The following is a 16,597-nucleotide window of genomic DNA, read 5'->3' on the forward strand; positions in this document are numbered from 1 at the left end:
TAAGATGGCTAGATTTTTTATACACCGCCCCATTTTTGCATGGGTAATTGCCTTAGTGATTATGCTCGCAGGGATTATCTCTCTGTTTAGTATGCCTATCGCACAATATCCAACAATTGCTCCACCTAAAATTTCTATTGCAGCGACTTACCCAGGTGCATCTGCCCAAACCATTGAAAATACAGTAACACAAGTTATTGAACAGCAAATGAATGGGTTAGATGGTTTACGTTATATTACCTCAACCAGTTCTGCGACAGGTTCAGTAGAAGTTGACGTCAACTTTAAGCAAGGGATTGATCCAAATATTGCACAAGTACAAGTGCAAAATAAGATGCAGACTGCTCTTGCCTCTTTACCTGAATCTGTTCAACGTCAAGGCGTAACAATTAAGAAGTCTGGTGCAAGCTTTTTACAAGTTATTTCTTTTTATTCGCCAGACAATAGTCTAAACGGCGCGTACATTAAAGATTACGTAAACAGTCATATTTCAGACCCTCTTAGTCGTGTTGCTGGCGTAGGTGAAGTACAAGTCTTTGGTGGTTCTTACGCTATGCGTATTTGGTTAGATCCAGCAAAACTGACCAGTTACCAACTAACACCTGCAGATATTTCAGCGGCAATACAAGCACAAAACACACAAGTTGCTGGCGGCCAATTAGGTGGTGCTCCTGCAGTATCGGGTCAAGTAATTAACGCAACCGTTAATGCTCAAAGCCTATTACAAACACCTGAACAATTTCAAAACATTATTTTGAAAAATAATGCAGGTGCAATTGTACGTTTAAAAGATGTAGCTAAAGTTGAGTTAGGTTCATCGAATTATGCATTTGACTCGAAATTTAATGGTAAACCTGCTGCAGGTATTGCTATTCGACTATCAACAGGTGCAAACGCACTTGAAACTGCAAAAAATATTGAATCTGCTTTGGCAAGCTTAAGACCAAACTATCCAGATGGTTTAAAAGATACAATTGCATTTGACAGCACACCATTTATCAAAATTTCTATTGAAAATGTAGCGCACACCCTTGTTGAAGCGGTTATTCTTGTATTCATCGTCATGTTCTTGTTCCTACAAAACTGGCGTGCAACAATTATTCCGACACTTGCGGTACCTGTTGTTGTTCTTGGAACATTTACAGTTATCAATATTTTAGGTTTCTCTATCAATACACTCACGATGTTTGCAATGGTACTTGCAATTGGTCTTTTAGTAGACGATGCCATTGTTGTTGTAGAGAACGTTGAACGTATTATGACAGAGGAACACTTAGACCCTGTTACAGCTACTGAAAACTCAATGACGCAGATTTCTGGTGCGTTGGTGGGTATTACCACAGTTTTAACGGCTGTATTTGTACCTATGTCCTTTTTCACAGGAACAACAGGTGTAATTTATAGACAGTTCTCTATTACACTTGTCACTGCAATGATTCTCTCATTAATTGTTGCACTGACATTTACACCTGCACTTTGTGCCACTATTTTGAAAAAGCACGATGAGAATAAACCAGAAAGCAACTCAATCTTTGCGCGTTTCTTCAGATGGTTTAACCATAGCTTTGATCGTATAGCACATCGCTATCAAAACGGTGTGAATCGAATGACTCACCACCGCTTAATTTCTGGTGTGTTTTATATCTTACTCGTGGTTGTTTTAGGTTTCCTTGTAAAAACACTTCCAACTTCATTCTTACCAGATGAAGACCAAGGGGTTGTTTTAACACTTGTACAGCTTCCAACCAATGCAAGTTTGGAACGTACAGACAAGACGTTAGATCAGATTACCGACTACTATCTTCATAAAGAAAAAGATACTGTCGAGTCTGTATTTAGTGTTTCTGGTTTCTCGTTTACAGGACAAGGTCAAAACCAAGGTATTGCATTCGTACGCTTAAAAGATTGGAGTGAGCGCAAAACACCAGAAACTCAAATTGGTGCTTTAACTGGGCGTGCGCTTGCACTAAATGCGATCGTAAAAGATGCAACTTTAATCTATCCACTTCAGCTCCCAGCAATGCCTGAACTTGGTACAAGCCAAGGCTTTGACTTCATGTTAAAAGATGTGAATGGTCAAGGGCATGAAAAATTACTGGCTGCACGTAATGCAATTTTAGGTCTAGCATCTAAAGATAAACGTATTGGCATGATCCGTCCAAATGGTATGGAAGATGAACCACAGTACCAAGTAAAAATTGATCAAGCCAAAGCTGGTAGTCTAGGTGTGAGTATCGCAGATATTAACACGACTATGGGCGTTGCATGGGGTGGTAGCTATGTAAATGACTTCTTAGATCACGGACGTGTGAAAAAAGTTTATTTACAAGGTCAGTCGGATTCACGCATGATGCCAGATGACTTAAACAAATGGTACGTTCGTAGTTCTGCAGGAAGCATGGTTCCATTCTCTGCATTTACATCTGGAAACTGGACATATGGTTCTCCAAGCCTAATACGTTATAACGGTGTTTCAGCAATGGAGCTTCAAGGCTCTCCAGCAAACGGCGTTAGCTCTGGTGAAACAATGCTTGCAATGGAACAGATTATGCAGAAACTTCCTTCTATGGGTTTATCTGGCTTCTCGTATGAGTGGACAGGTCTTTCTCTAGAAGAACAAGATTCTGGTTCTCAAGGGGTATACTTGTATGCGCTTTCATTGCTTATTGTATTCCTTTGTCTTGCAGCACTTTATGAAAGTTGGTCAATTCCATTTTCAGTACTATTAGTTATTCCACTTGGTATTATTGGTGCTGTAGCCCTAACCTACTTCGGTTTCTTCGTTCTAAAAAATCCAAATCTGGTCAACAATATTTACTTCCAAGTCGCCATGATCTCTGTCATTGGTCTTTCGTCTAAAAACGCAATTTTAATTGTAGAATTTGCGAAAGAACTTCAAGAACAAGGGCAAGAGCTTTTTGAAGCAACTTTACATGCTGCAAAAATGCGTTTACGTCCAATCATTATGACAACACTCGCATTTGGTTTTGGTGTACTTCCATTAGCACTTTCTACTGGTGCTGGTGCTGGTAGCCAACACTCGGTAGGTTACGGTGTACTTGGTGGTGTAATCAGCTCATGTTTATTAGGTATTTTCTTTATTCCAGTATTCTTTGTCTGGATTCGTAGTATCTTTAAATATAAACCAAAAACTGCAAATACTCAGGAGCATAAATCGTGATGCAAAATATATGGTCGATTACAGGTCGTAGTATTGCAGTCTCCTCTCTTGCGTTTGCTTTGGCTGCCTGCCAAAGCATGCGCGGGCCAGAGCCTGTTGTAAAATCAGATATTCCTACAGACTATGCGACTCAGCATAGTTCTGGGGTATCGATTGCAGAACAAGGGTATAAAGATTTTTTCTCTAACCCTCAACTGGTCAAAGTTATAGACCTTGCATTGCAAAATAATAGAGATATGCGTACAGCAATCTTAAATATTCAAAAAGCACAAGCACAATATAACATCACAGAAAACAATCGCTTACCAACACTTGGTACAAGCGCAGAATTTGACCGCTCACGTTCTAAAAGCGTACTGACTGGCCAACCTGTAACTGGAAATGTTTACTCAGCAGGTCTTGCCGTAACATCGTATGAATTAGATTTTTGGGGAAGACTCAAGAGTCTAAAAGATGCTGCATTAGATAGTTATCTTGCAATGCAAAGTACACGTGATGCAACGCAAATTAGCCTGATTAGTCAAGTTGCAGAAGCTTGGTTACAATATTCTTATGCAAATGCCAACTTGAAACTCGCTGAAGACACGCTGAAAACTCAGATGCAAGCATATAATCTGAATAAAAAGCGCTTTGATGTAGGTATAGATAGCGAAGTACCTCTACGTCAAGCACAAATTTCAGTAGAAACGGCTCGTGCAGATGTAGGGACATATCGTACACAAGCAGCACAAGCACAAAACGCATTAAACCTATTGGTAGGACAGTCTGTACCAACAGAGCTTCTACCAAATAGTACAATTCGTAGTGTGACAAATGAAAAAACTTTTGCAACTGGACTAAGTAGTGATTTACTGAATAATCGACCTGATATCCAACAATCTGCATATAGTTTAAGTGCAGCTGGTGCAAATATTGGTGCTGCAAAAGCACAACTTTTCCCAACGATTAGCTTAACTAGCTCTGCGGGATTGGCTTCATCTGAACTTTCTGATCTATTTAAATCAGGTTCATTCATTTGGTCAGTTGCACCTTCTCTAAATCTACCAATTTTTGATTGGGGCACACGTAAAGCAAATGTTAAGATCTCTAAGGTAAACCAAGAGCTTGCATTGGCTTCATACGAAAAAACCATTCAAACTGCATTTAAAGAAGTAAGTGATGCATTGGCAACACGTGCAAATATTGGCGAACGTCTAGATGCCCAACGTAGTCTTGTATCTGCAACCAATCGTACTTACCAACTCTCTAATGCACGCTATCGTGCAGGTGTGGATGGCTATTTAAATGTACTTACAGCTCAAAAAGATGCTTATACTGCTCAGCAAGCATTACTTAGCTTAGAATTAAGTAATCTAAATAACCAAATTGAGTTGTATAAAACGTTAGGTGGTGGTGTCAAAGCGTACAGCACAGATCAAACCTATCATCAACCGTCTAGTGCTGAAGTACAATCTAACAATAAATAATCATTTAAAAAAACCCACATAATATATGTGGGTTTTTTATTTTATGCTTCATGATGCAAAAATTGAATAAAATGATCGATATAATAAGGTGCAGAGCCAATTTCTACTTCTTTACCCAATGAAGATAAACGCTTATATGCCATATTTGTACTCACCTGAATAACGCCATTCAGTGTTTTATCTACAACTAAATTAAACTTCAATAAAGCTTTGGGTTGCCGAATTAACTGATCAACACCTGCATCAATGATCTGATTCAAACAATCAAATGCTGGTGCAATTTCACTTGCATCCCCTCCACGAATCACTTCAACCTTATCTAAAGTATTTTTAATCACAGCAGGGTCTACGTCATATCTAACATATACTTGATCACCTTCACGCCTTACCATATTTGCAAAATAATTTACCAATGGTGTTAAGCGCTCATTACTAAACAATGCGATTGCCCAAGGTAAATATTTTTTAAACGCAGATAATACATGTTCAATCACTTTCTCAGAATCTGCTGCAATCTGATGACCTTCTGGTCGAGTTAAACGGCGTTTTTGTTGCTCAAGCAGGTTTATAAATGCTTGTTGAATCACTTGTACTGACACATCTGCTAAAACATCACCTAATTCATGCGCTAACTTCTTTTTTTCCCCAGCTTGAAGGCGCTGCTGAATAGAAATAAATTTTTCATAGGTTTGTGTTTCTACTCGTAAATATACCGCATACGACATAAATCAAAAATCCCAAATTATTTTGCTATAAGTTACCACGTTATTCACTTTGTTGTTATATCGCACAGAGTGATACATGTCCGCTCAAGTATTATTTTTTTTGCTACAATACCTCTAATTATTCATTCACTTTTGATCTGTTTACTATGACTGACTCACAAGCTACTTCAGCTCAGAATATTGCAACAACTTACGATCCAACTGAGATCGAAAAAAAATGGTATAAAACTTGGGAAGAAAATGGTTATTTTAAACCATCAGGACAAGGCGATTCATTTTGTGTCATGATTCCACCACCAAATGTAACAGGTACATTACATATGGGGCATGGCTTCAATAGCACCATTATTGATGCATTTACACGCTATAACCGTATGATGGGCAAAAATACCCTTTGGCAACCTGGTACAGACCATGCAGGTATTGCAACGCAAATGGTTGTAGAACGTCAGTTAGCCGCTGAAAATATCAGCCGTCATGATCTAGGCCGTGAAAAATTTATTGAAAAAGTTTGGCAGTGGAAAGAAAAATCTGGTGGTCAGATTACACAACAAATCCGTAGACTTGGCTCATCTGTAGATTGGTCTCGTGAACGTTTTACTATGGATGATGGTTTATCTCATGCTGTCAAAGAAGTCTTTGTTCAACTTCATGAACAAGGTTTAATTTACCGCGGTAAACGCTTAGTTAACTGGGATCCAAAATTCCAAACTGCACTTTCTGATTTAGAAGTAGAAAACCATGAAGAAAAAGGTTCTTTATGGCATTTCAGATACTTTTTTGAAGACCAATCACTTAAAACCCAAAATGGTGACAATTACCTTATTGTTGCAACAACACGCCCTGAAACATTACTAGGTGACAGTGCTGTTGCAGTACACCCTGAAGATGAACGTTATCAGCATCTTATTGGTAAAAACATCGTTCTTCCAATTAGTGGCCGTCTCATTCCTGTTGTTGCAGATGAATATGTAGAAAAAGATTTTGGAACAGGCTGTGTAAAAATCACACCAGCACATGATTTTAATGACTATGAAGTAGGTAAACGTTGTAACCTACCAATTATTAACATTTTTAATAAGAATGCAGAAGTACTTGCCGAGCTTGAATATATCGCAAAAGCAGGTGAACAAATTTCAAAAACCATTCCTGCGCCAAGTGATTATGTTGGCTTAGAGCGCTTTGAAGCACGTAAGAAAATGATTGCTCAAGCTGAAGCTGAAGGTTGGTTAGAAAAAATTGAACCTTATGACTTAAAAGCTCCACGTGGTGACCGTTCAGGTGTAATTGTAGAACCACTACTTACCGATCAATGGTATGTAAAAATTGCGCCTCTTGCTGAGCCTGCTGTAGAAGCTGTAAAAGATGGTCGTATTAAGTTTGTTCCAGAACAATACACCAACATGTATATGGCTTGGATGAACAACATTCAAGACTGGTGTATTTCTAGACAACTTTGGTGGGGACACCGAATTCCTGCATGGTATGACGCTGAAGGCAACGTATATGTCGGACGTAACGAAGAAGAGGTTCGTCAAAAACATAACATTGCAGACCACATCGAACTCAACCAAGATGAAGATGTCTTAGATACATGGTTCTCCTCTGGGCTTTGGACATTCTCAACATTAGGTTGGACAGGTGATGTTGCAAAAGATGCACTCAACGATGCTTTAAAAACATTCCATCCTACAGATCTTCTCGTAACAGGATTTGACATCATTTTCTTCTGGGTTGCCCGTATGATTATGATGACTATGCACTTTATGAAAAATGAAGATGGTACGCCTCAAGTCCCATTCAAAACAGTCTATGTGCATGGACTTGTACGTGATGGCGAAGGTCAAAAAATGTCAAAATCTAAAGGAAATGTATTAGATCCTTTAGACCTTATTGATGGTATTGATCTTGAAAGTCTTGTGAAGAAGCGTACTTTTGGTTTAATGAATCCAAAACAAGCAGAAAAAATCGAGAAATCTACCCGTAAAGAGTTCCCAGAAGGTATTAGCTCATATGGTACAGATGCCGTACGTTTTACATTCTGCGCACTTGCAAATACAGGTCGTGACATCAAATTCGATTTAAAACGTGTCGAAGGTTACCGTAATTTCTGTAATAAAATTTGGAATGCAACTCGTTTTGTTTTAATGAACATTGAAGGTCAAGACGTTGCTCAGACTGCCAATCCAGACCTATGGGAACTTCCTGAAAAGTGGATTATCAGCCGTCTACAAAAAGCCGAAGCAAATGTACATCAGGCTTTTAAAACTTACCGTTTAGACATTGCTGCACAAAATATTTATGACTTTATTTGGAACGAATATTGTGACTGGTATGTCGAGCTGACAAAACCAGTTTTAAACGATGTAAATGTGTCTGCTGAACGTAAAGCCGAAGTTCGACGTGTACTTCTTAGTGTTATGGAAACCTCTTTACGTCTTGCTCACCCACTCATGCCATATCTTACAGAAGAAATTTGGCAAACTTTAGCTCCAATGGTTGGTCGTGAAGGTGACACTATCATGACAGCAAACTATCCTGTTGCTGAAGAAGAGAAAATAAATGAGCAGGCTGAAACCGATATGAGTTGGTTACAAAGTCTAATTGGTGCAGTTCGTAATATCCGCGGTGAAATGGGTCTAGGGAATGCGCGTCTATTACCCGTATTACTAAAAAATATTACAGATGCTGAGCAAACCCGTATTGAACGTATTGAACCTCTATTTAAAGCACTTGCAAAAGTTGAAAGTATCGAGTTCCTTACCGACTCACAAGAGCCACCTCTTTCTTCATCAAGTGTGATTGGTCATGCATCTGTATTTGTACCAATGAAAGGTCTTATTGATCCTAAAGCAGAACTTGCCCGTCTCCAAAAAGATTTAGACAAGGTTCAAAAGCAACATGATCAAATTGCAAACAAACTTGCCAATGAAGGTTTTGTGAAAAAAGCACCGCCGGCTGTCGTAGAAGGTGAAAAAGCAAAACTTGCTGAGTTTGTCGCACAGCTTGAAAAGGTAAAACATAATATGGAACAGATTGCGAATTTGTAATCTCTTCTTTTCTTAAAAGGGGCTGAAAAATCAGCCCCTTTTTTTATATTTTAGAAAGGAAAATTTCATTTCATCCTCATAAAAACCTAATAAAAGCATGGTATAATCTGTATAGGACATATTTATCTATAAAAAATATAAAATATAAATAGTCTGGATGACTCCCTAATCAAATCGCTGCACCAAGATCATATATGCAAAAATATCAAACGTTCCTTACTGAACATATTAGTAAACAAACGTCGTCAATTGAATCTTATATTGTCGATGGCATAAAAGTGTGGTTAAAAAAAGCAAGTATCCGTCATCCTTGGTGGATTTACCTTCCATTACTTTGGCTTTCTAAATTTCTCAACTTGCAGATTTTGACACCTGTTCCAAACTATGGTGGAAGAAAATCTATTCTTTGTGAGATGAAACGCATTCGAGAGTTACATCATATTGGTATATCTGTACCTGAAATACTGGCTGAAACCCATGATGGTGTTCTCATTCAGGATATCTCATATACAGATCAAGGATTAATGCAATTAGATGAAGCCTTAGGTCGTCAAGAATCTCTGAATGATCGGATTATTCTTTTAAGAAAAGCCATTATTGAAATTAAAAAGATTCATGCAAAAGAGAGTTATTTGAGTGAGGCATTTGCAAGAAATATTCTGGTCGACAGTCAGTTTAATATTTCATTTATAGATTTTGAAACAGATCCAGGTTACTTTTTAGATTTACAAACGTGCCAAGCGAGAGACTGGTTATGTTTAATCTTTTCTACTGCATTTCGTTTTAACCACAATGAATCAGAAGCGATTAAAAACTTATTAAAAACTGAATTAGCAAGTGAATCCAAAGTCATTAAACAACTGAGTACAGTTGGTATTCGCTTTAAATGGCTCAATAAAATAGGTATCGACAAATTAGGAAGGGATGGTAAAAGAATGAAGTCTGCATTAGACCTCTTAGAGGCATTATCTCATTAAGTGGTTTCTGAGGCGTGAATTTTTAAAGGGATTTGTACGGATACTTTTAGTCCACCAAGTTCCTCGCTTTTACCTAAAAATAAATTCCCCCCTGCCCGTTGTGTTGCCTTCTGTACAATAGATAACCCTAAGCCACTACCGACTTCTAAATGATGATGCACACGATAAAAACGTTTTAATACTTCTTCATACTTTTCTTTTGGAATACCCGGACCACTATCTTCAATACATACGTAACCTAACTTTTGATCTTTTTCTTCATATACAGAAATATTAATCACCCCTGAATGTGGCGTATATTTAATTGCATTATCAATGAGGTTATAAATAATAGAATGGATTGTTGGCTCAAAATTTTGTACTAATACCTCATCATTACGTTCAAAACCTAAATCTATCTCTTTCTCCATTGCAAGATTCATTAACTGTTCTACGCAATTCAACGCAATATCATTAAGTAAAAACTTTTTGGGCTGTTCAGATACATGTAATGCTGTATCTTGTTTTGCTAATGCCAACAACTGACTAACTAAATGCTGTATACGTGCCAACCCTTTACTTAAATTTAAGAGTGCAGGATTTTCAGGAAAATCTCTAAGTAAGATTTTAGTTTGTAGATTTAAAGCCGTAATTGGTGTTCTTAACTCGTGGGCTGCATCTGCAATAAATTGCTTCTGTTCTTGTTGAGTTGTAGAAATTCTATCAAATAAATAATTAATTTCTTTTACAGCAGGCAACAATTCAATCGGGTACTGTGTATTGGTCAAATGAGTTAGTTCATTCGAATCACGTTGCGCTAGTTCGCTTTTTAAATCATCTAGAGGTTTAAGACTTCGTTTAATAATCCAAACGATAATTAACATAGCCAATGGCATAATCAGCAAAAATGGCAGAACCATACTGCCTGCTAACTCTAGTGCAAGCACTTGTCTCACACGTTGATGCTGACTCACCTGAACTTGATAATCCTTCGTAGGTAGAACATAGGTATACCACGTACCAGAATCTGTTTCATGCTGATAAAAACCCGCTTTTTTTACTTGTGGTACGAGTAATTGATTCTTTTCTAATTCATCAATGTCATCATAAGACCAAATATCAACAAATAATTCTTCTTGCTGTTTGTCTGGATCTAAATTTAATTGGCTATGCGTATTTTTCAGATCAAGTCTTGTTGCCCGACTTGCTAAAAACTGCATTTGTGCATCTAAAATACGTGTTAACTCTTTTAGTGCAATATGGTAGGTAGAAAACATAAGGACACACGCCATTACCACACTCAAAAGTGAAGTAAGTACAACAAGGCGAGTATTAAGTGAACTATGCTTTTCCATCGACTTTAAGAATTGTGTCCTAAACGGTAACCTAAACCACGAATGGTACGAATAAAATCTTTACCTAATTTAGTACGTAAGTGATGAATATATACTTCAATCGTATTACTCGAAACTTCACTGTCAAAATCGTATAACTTATCTTCTAAATTCGCTTTAGAAAAGATTTTATTCGGATACATCATTAAAGGAATTAAAATAGCCCATTCACGATTAGATAACTCAATCATTTGACCTTTATAACGTGCAATATGTTGTTCAATATCTAAAACAAGTTCGCCATTATTTAAAATTTTATCTGCTGGGGTATTTTGTGCATCTAACCCTGCACGTCTTAGCAAGGCATGAATTCGCGCAAGCAACTCTTCAAACTCGTAAGGTTTAACGAGATAATCATCTGCTCCTTGATTGAGCCCATCTACTCTATTTTCAAGTTGATCACGTGCTGAAATAATAAGTACAGGTGTCTGAGTTTTCTGACGAATCTGTTTAAGCACTTGCATACCATCCATCATAGGTAAACCAAGATCGAGTAAAATCATGTCATATTGGTTTTTTCCTAGATGAGACAAGCCGTCTAAACCATTATTAAACCACTCTACCTCAAAACCATGGTATTTCAGCAAAGTAATCGTAGACTCTGCAATCATGAAGTCATCTTCAATTATTAATATTTTCGTCATAGTATTTACTGCTCTATTTATTCACTGTGACAATACGACAGCATGTTTAAATCTGGATTAATCACATGCGTTTTTATATCAAGTAAACTTAACATTGTTGGAAATAAATTATCTTGACCAACAGTACGTGTTTGTTGAGATTGTAAACACTTCGATTGAGCCATGTTATTTTTATGCCATGCCTGTGAAAACCACATCATCATTGGTATATGTGTTTGTTGAGAAGGTGCAAATGCATACGGTGCACCATGCAAATACAAACCATTCTCTCCTGTAGATTCACCATGGTCAGATAAATACCAAAAACCTGTTTGATATTTTTCATTTTTCTCAAGATTTTTAATGACCTGACTCAAAATGTAATCTGTGTAAACAATACTATTATCATAAGTATTGATCAATGCTTGATGTTCACAATTTTGAATGGTATTTGTATTACAAATAGGCTTAAAGTGCTCAAATTGCGGTTGAGTACGCTCATAATATGCTGGGCCATGGCTTCCCACTTGGTGCAAGACAACTAATTGAGGTCTTTTATCCTCTTTAGGAATTGTAGATATATACGATTCTAGACTGTCGACAAGAATTTCATCATCACACTCACCTGTAGGCTTACAATATTTAGCTTTCAGGTTTTCAGGAATCTGATACTGATGAACACGGTCACAAGCACCTTTACAGCCTGAGTTATTATCAATCCAAGTGACGTTATAACCCGCACGTTGTGCAATATCTAGCAATCCTTCCCTATGTGAAGCTAACCGACTATCGTAACTCGTTCTTGGCATACCTGAGAACATACACGGTACAGAAACTGCTGTTGCCGTGCCACAAGAATGGGCATCTTTAAAATTAATCAAATCATTAATTTTAGAAAGCTCTGGATTAGTATTTCGCTGATAACCATTTAATGAAAAACTTTCTGCACGCGCAGTTTCACCTACGACCAGAACCATTAATTTTGGTTGTTCAGGTATTTTTGTAAATTGAGCATCTTCACCATAGTGTATTAGAGGTAAAGGTTTATAAGATAATTTTTTGTAATAGCTTAAACCTGAATTAAATACATTATTTGGAGAAATTAAGTCTCGAATATCTCGATGCCCACGAAATAATGAACTGAAATCAATATAACTCATATAAATAACAGCGCCAGCAACTGCTAAAGTCACAATAATACTGGTCAATTTCTTCAACAAGACTTTGAAAAAAATTTCTTTTTTGGCTGGCAAAAAGCATAGAACAAGACTAGGCAATATAACAAACAAGAAAACCCAAAATGCTAGATCGCTTGAGATGAGTGCAAATGCCTCACGAGAGTCAGTCTGCATCATATTTTGGATTTGTTCTGGGGTAATCATAATACCCAAAGTATTTACAAAATAAGAACTAAGACCCCCAATAATAAGCAATAAAACAGCTACAATTTTTTTGGACCATTGCCATGAAATTAACTGAATTACAATAAAATAGTATGAAACAAGAACAATTACTAAAGAAGCAACCCAAAGCACTGCTTCCATACCATGCAGTTCAGAATACATCAGTGCTTTTTTAAAGAAGTTTAAATTAAGTGCACAAGCCAACCAAACTGCAAGAATGAAGTTAAACCTCCCTAAACTCAAAACGGGCATTTTACTTCTGATGAATTGAAACAAAGGCATGAATAACTACTTCCGCTAGAATGATTGCAATTTAAGTTTTTGAACTTAAGAAAGACTTAAACTATTTTTTATACATTCAAAATAAACAAAATGTACGCGCGCACTTTAGCAGATTTAAAGAAAAAAACCGCAACAGATAGATCTATTGCGGTTTTTTTAAACTAAAACTGACTTGCTATAGCTTAGAAACTATATTTAGCCATTAAGTTTAAGCGAGAGTAATCACCTTTATCCGATGTTGTTGCAGTACTTGCAGCAAACGTTTGACGTTGACCATAAGTATATTCTGCACCAATATCAACATTCTTCACTGGCGTGTAGAATGTGTTCAAAATAATATTGTACTGGGTCTTATTTGCACTTCCAGAGCTCTTAGCATAAACATTCGTATCATTATACCAAATACCACCTGCAGCTAAACCAGAGCGCCATTCTGAATTCCACTTATGACCATAACCTACTAAAGCAGAGTTAAATTCAGATGGGTTGATGTTATAAGAAGTACCATTTGCAGTCGCTACATACGCACTATTGCTGTAAAGCATATAACGGCTATCACCTTTTACATGATAGTAGTTTGCAAATAATGTGTCGCTTGGTGTCAGGTTGTATTTTGCACCAACACCTACGCCCCAACCTAAACCTTCTTTGTCATTGCTATCATTAGTAGCTACACGATTTTCATGAAGCAAACCATGAACTTGTAATAAGCCTTTTTTATCTGCAGTTGCAATATCATATCTTGCAGTTAAAGCAGGTAAACGACCACCGCCCGATGTTTGGCTTGTGCCACTAAAGTTATCTACATCACCGCCTTCAACAGCAACTAACACTTTTTGGTTTTTAGTGATCGGTTGTGTATAGCGTACTTGAACATTACGACGACTGCCTGAACCCATAGGGCCATTCGGATCGACAACATCTGGTACTGTATCTCCATTTACAAATGGTGAAGTTGTTTGACCAATCAACCATTTATCTAAAGATGCATATGCATGTCTTACGCGGAAAGATCCATAACCATTGGTATAACTACCACCCATAAAGTCAGTTTCAATTTTCGCAGTTAAGTCACCATAACTTGTTGGTCTAAGAATATCTAAACCAATACGTGAGTTTGCTGCCGACACGTTCAATGCGCCTTTAGGTGCATTTGCAGAGTTTAATGGGACCTTATTAGTTATATTATATATATCAGTTGTTGAGGCATTACCACCTGCAAAGTCATATGTAGAGTCTACACGTGCACTACCGTATATTTTTAACTGAGTTTGACCGTCTGCTAAAGCAATCCAACCTGGCTTAGCACTTGCTTCTTTAGGTGCAATTGCTGGTTTTTCCAAAGATTGAATCGCTTGTTGCTGTAATTGAACAGCTTGTTGCTGTTGTTGTCCAGACAACTGGCTTTGCTGACCTGCAAGTTGTTGCTGTTGGCTAGAAAGCTGTTGTACAAGTTGTTGTAGTTGAGCAACCTGTGCCTGTAAATCTGCTACTTGTTGTTGCTGCGTGTTTGATTTTGTTGCAGCTTGAGCAGACCCTACAGTCCCCAAAATTAAAGCTGCACTAATAGAAAGTGCTAGTTTATTCACCTTAACCACAGAGTTCTCCATCCTAAAAAAGAATCATCGCTATCGAAATTACCATTCAATATTGCAAATGAAAGTAACAAAATTATGACAGTCGTTACAATTTTTTAATAATATTTCTATTATTTTCATTTTTACATACGCCAAAAGTCGTATTTTTAAACAAAAAACCACTTATTGCGTATCAAAAGGTATAGAAATATAAATTTTATTGTAACAAACTGCCTTATCAGTTAAAGACAAGGCTTTTACGTGACAAATAAAACAATAAATTATTACAAAAATATGAAAAAAACAAATTATATTCTCAATAAAGTTACCATTTTTTGATTATATGATAAAAAAATATATTGATTTTTAATAAATAATTGTAATAAAAACATCATACTATATCTAATAAAGATGAAATATATTTTAATTTTAGATATAAATCTAAAATGAGAATAAATCCATCAATTTAATATGCAATATATGTGCCATAATTTAAAATAAAAAATAATCTAATGAGATATTGGAATCTAAAAAATATACTTAAGGCGATGTTTTTTATAAAATTAATCTATGCTATGGAGATATAACGTACATAAATAGAAGACATGGCGTATATGTATTACAGATTTGTCATATACAAATGATGGTTAAGCTGGTCTTTTATTTTTAAATAATGACAAAAATAAAAGCTTTATTGGCGTTGTTAGCAACTTTTTTCAATGCAATTGTTACCATTCTATGACTACATATTTTAAATTTAAGCAACATAAATGATTGCTTACAACTGTACTTAGGTTTTGTCTTAAAACAAAAATGATGCTACCACTCTGATATATCAGTACGTTTTTTTAGATAAAATTTTCTTCTTTCATGCCCATCAGATAAAATAAAATTACCAACTCATATGAAATCCGATAAAACAACTAAAATGGGCTAGTAAATTTTTTAAAAATCTGATGATATGTGCCCATTTATTGTGAATACTTGATCTATCCGACCATGACAAACACTCGTCATTTTTTACTTCTGTTTATTATATTTAGCACCCTTTTCGGATGTACAACCACAGAAAAAGTTCGCCCAAAACCAAGAGATCCTGTCATCGCTCTTGCTCTTGGCGGTGGTGGAGCTAAAGGTTTTGCACACATTGGGGTCATCAAGGTCCTAGAATCGCATGGAATTAAACCTAAAATTGTAACAGGCACAAGTGCGGGAAGCTTCGTAGGAAGCATCTATGCAAGTGGAAAGACACCTTATCAAATGCAACAAATTGCTTATCAACTCAAAGAGTCAGACCTTAGAGATCTCACCATTAGTAGACAGGGCTTTTTAATTGGTCAAAAGCTTCAAGACTATATCAACAAACAGGTTGACAATAAACCAATACAGCAACTGCCGATACGTTTTGCAGCAGTTGCTACACGCTTAGATAATGGGCAAAAAGTAGACTTTATTCGTGGTAATACAGGACAGGCTGTACGTGCATCTTGTAGCATACCTAATGTATTTATTCCGGCTAGAATTGCAGGCGTAGATTATGTAGATGGTGGACTAGTGAGTCCTATTCCTGTAAAAACTGCAAAAGAAATGGGGGCAGATATTGTCATTGCAGTAGATATTTCAGCACGTCCAGCGGGCACAAAAACGACAGCCAGTAATATGTGGGGACTACTTGATCAAACCATTAATATTATGGGCCAACAAAGTATTCAAGATGAATTGCGCTATGCTAGTGTAATTATACGCCCTAAAGTCGATCACATTGGTGTAATGGATCTTAATGTTGCAAATCAGGCAATTATAGAAGGAGAAAAGGCAGCACAAGCTCAGTTAAAACAAATTGATACGGCCATTGCTCAATTTAAAAATTCTGCTGCTGCATACGCTCCTGCACCACAAGCAAAATTTTAATTTATTCTTTCCTTACATGTATGTTTTTC

10 protein-coding genes are annotated in these 16,597 nt (G+C 36.7%); 5 read left to right on the forward strand and 5 right to left on the reverse strand.

Annotation, left to right across the window (positions count from 1 at the left end; all coding sequences use genetic code 11):
* The first annotated feature begins 4 nt into the window (after positions 1 to 4).
* Together OZX61_RS08260 and adeC are read left to right on the forward strand one after the other, a co-directional pair.
* The gene (locus tag OZX61_RS08260; protein WP_277094505.1) at positions 5 to 3,181 is read left to right on the forward strand and encodes an efflux RND transporter permease subunit; all 3,177 of its coding nucleotides are present in this window, start codon (positions 5 to 7) and stop codon (positions 3,179 to 3,181) included.
* Positions 3,181 to 4,647, forward strand: coding sequence for an AdeC/AdeK/OprM family multidrug efflux complex outer membrane factor (adeC, locus tag OZX61_RS08265; RefSeq protein ID WP_277095644.1), 1,467 nt, complete (start codon positions 3,181 to 3,183; stop codon positions 4,645 to 4,647). Before OZX61_RS08260 ends, adeC begins: the two co-directional genes overlap by 1 nt.
* A 41-nt stretch (positions 4,648 to 4,688) precedes the next feature.
* Here the strand turns inward: adeC and OZX61_RS08270 are convergent, their stop codons facing one another.
* Positions 4,689 to 5,372, reverse strand: coding sequence for a hypothetical protein (locus OZX61_RS08270; protein ID WP_195772777.1), 684 nt, complete (start codon positions 5,370 to 5,372; stop codon positions 4,689 to 4,691).
* A gap of 146 nt (positions 5,373 to 5,518) precedes the next feature.
* On the opposite strand from OZX61_RS08270, the gene OZX61_RS08275 reads away from it, so the two are divergent.
* Positions 5,519 to 8,422, forward strand: a complete 2,904-nt coding sequence (locus OZX61_RS08275) for a valine--tRNA ligase (RefSeq protein WP_277094506.1) — start codon at positions 5,519 to 5,521, stop codon at positions 8,420 to 8,422.
* 194 nt (positions 8,423 to 8,616) lie between these two features.
* Complete coding sequence (locus tag OZX61_RS08280; RefSeq protein WP_277094507.1) at positions 8,617 to 9,399, forward strand: hypothetical protein; 783 nt, start codon at positions 8,617 to 8,619, stop codon at positions 9,397 to 9,399.
* Here the strand turns inward: OZX61_RS08280 and OZX61_RS08285 are convergent.
* From OZX61_RS08285 to OZX61_RS08300, 4 genes are all read right to left on the reverse strand, one after another.
* Positions 9,396 to 10,733: an ATP-binding protein gene (locus tag OZX61_RS08285; RefSeq protein ID WP_195772774.1), complete on the reverse strand. Its 1,338-nt coding sequence runs from the start codon at positions 10,731 to 10,733 to the stop codon at positions 9,396 to 9,398. The genes OZX61_RS08280 and OZX61_RS08285 overlap by 4 nt on opposite strands.
* Positions 10,734 to 10,738: 5 nt before the next feature.
* Positions 10,739 to 11,416, reverse strand: coding sequence for a response regulator transcription factor (locus OZX61_RS08290; protein ID WP_195772773.1), 678 nt, complete (start codon positions 11,414 to 11,416; stop codon positions 10,739 to 10,741).
* 17 nt (positions 11,417 to 11,433) lie between these two features.
* Positions 11,434 to 13,080, reverse strand: coding sequence for a phosphoethanolamine--lipid A transferase (locus OZX61_RS08295; protein ID WP_277094508.1), 1,647 nt, complete (start codon positions 13,078 to 13,080; stop codon positions 11,434 to 11,436).
* A 182-nt stretch (positions 13,081 to 13,262) separates the two neighbouring features.
* A complete protein-coding gene (locus OZX61_RS08300) occupies positions 13,263 to 14,678 on the reverse strand; it encodes a DcaP family trimeric outer membrane transporter (protein ID WP_277094509.1) in 1,416 nt (471 codons plus the stop codon).
* A gap of 978 nt (positions 14,679 to 15,656) precedes the next feature.
* Between OZX61_RS08300 and OZX61_RS08305 the strand changes: the two genes are divergently transcribed.
* The gene (locus OZX61_RS08305) at positions 15,657 to 16,568 is read left to right on the forward strand and encodes a patatin-like phospholipase family protein (protein WP_277094510.1); all 912 of its coding nucleotides are present in this window, start codon (positions 15,657 to 15,659) and stop codon (positions 16,566 to 16,568) included.
* The last annotated feature ends 29 nt before the right edge of the window (positions 16,569 to 16,597 follow it).

This window comes from Acinetobacter sp. ESL0695 (assembly GCF_029392135.1).
Classification (GTDB): Bacteria; Pseudomonadota; Gammaproteobacteria; order Pseudomonadales; family Moraxellaceae; genus Acinetobacter; species Acinetobacter pollinis.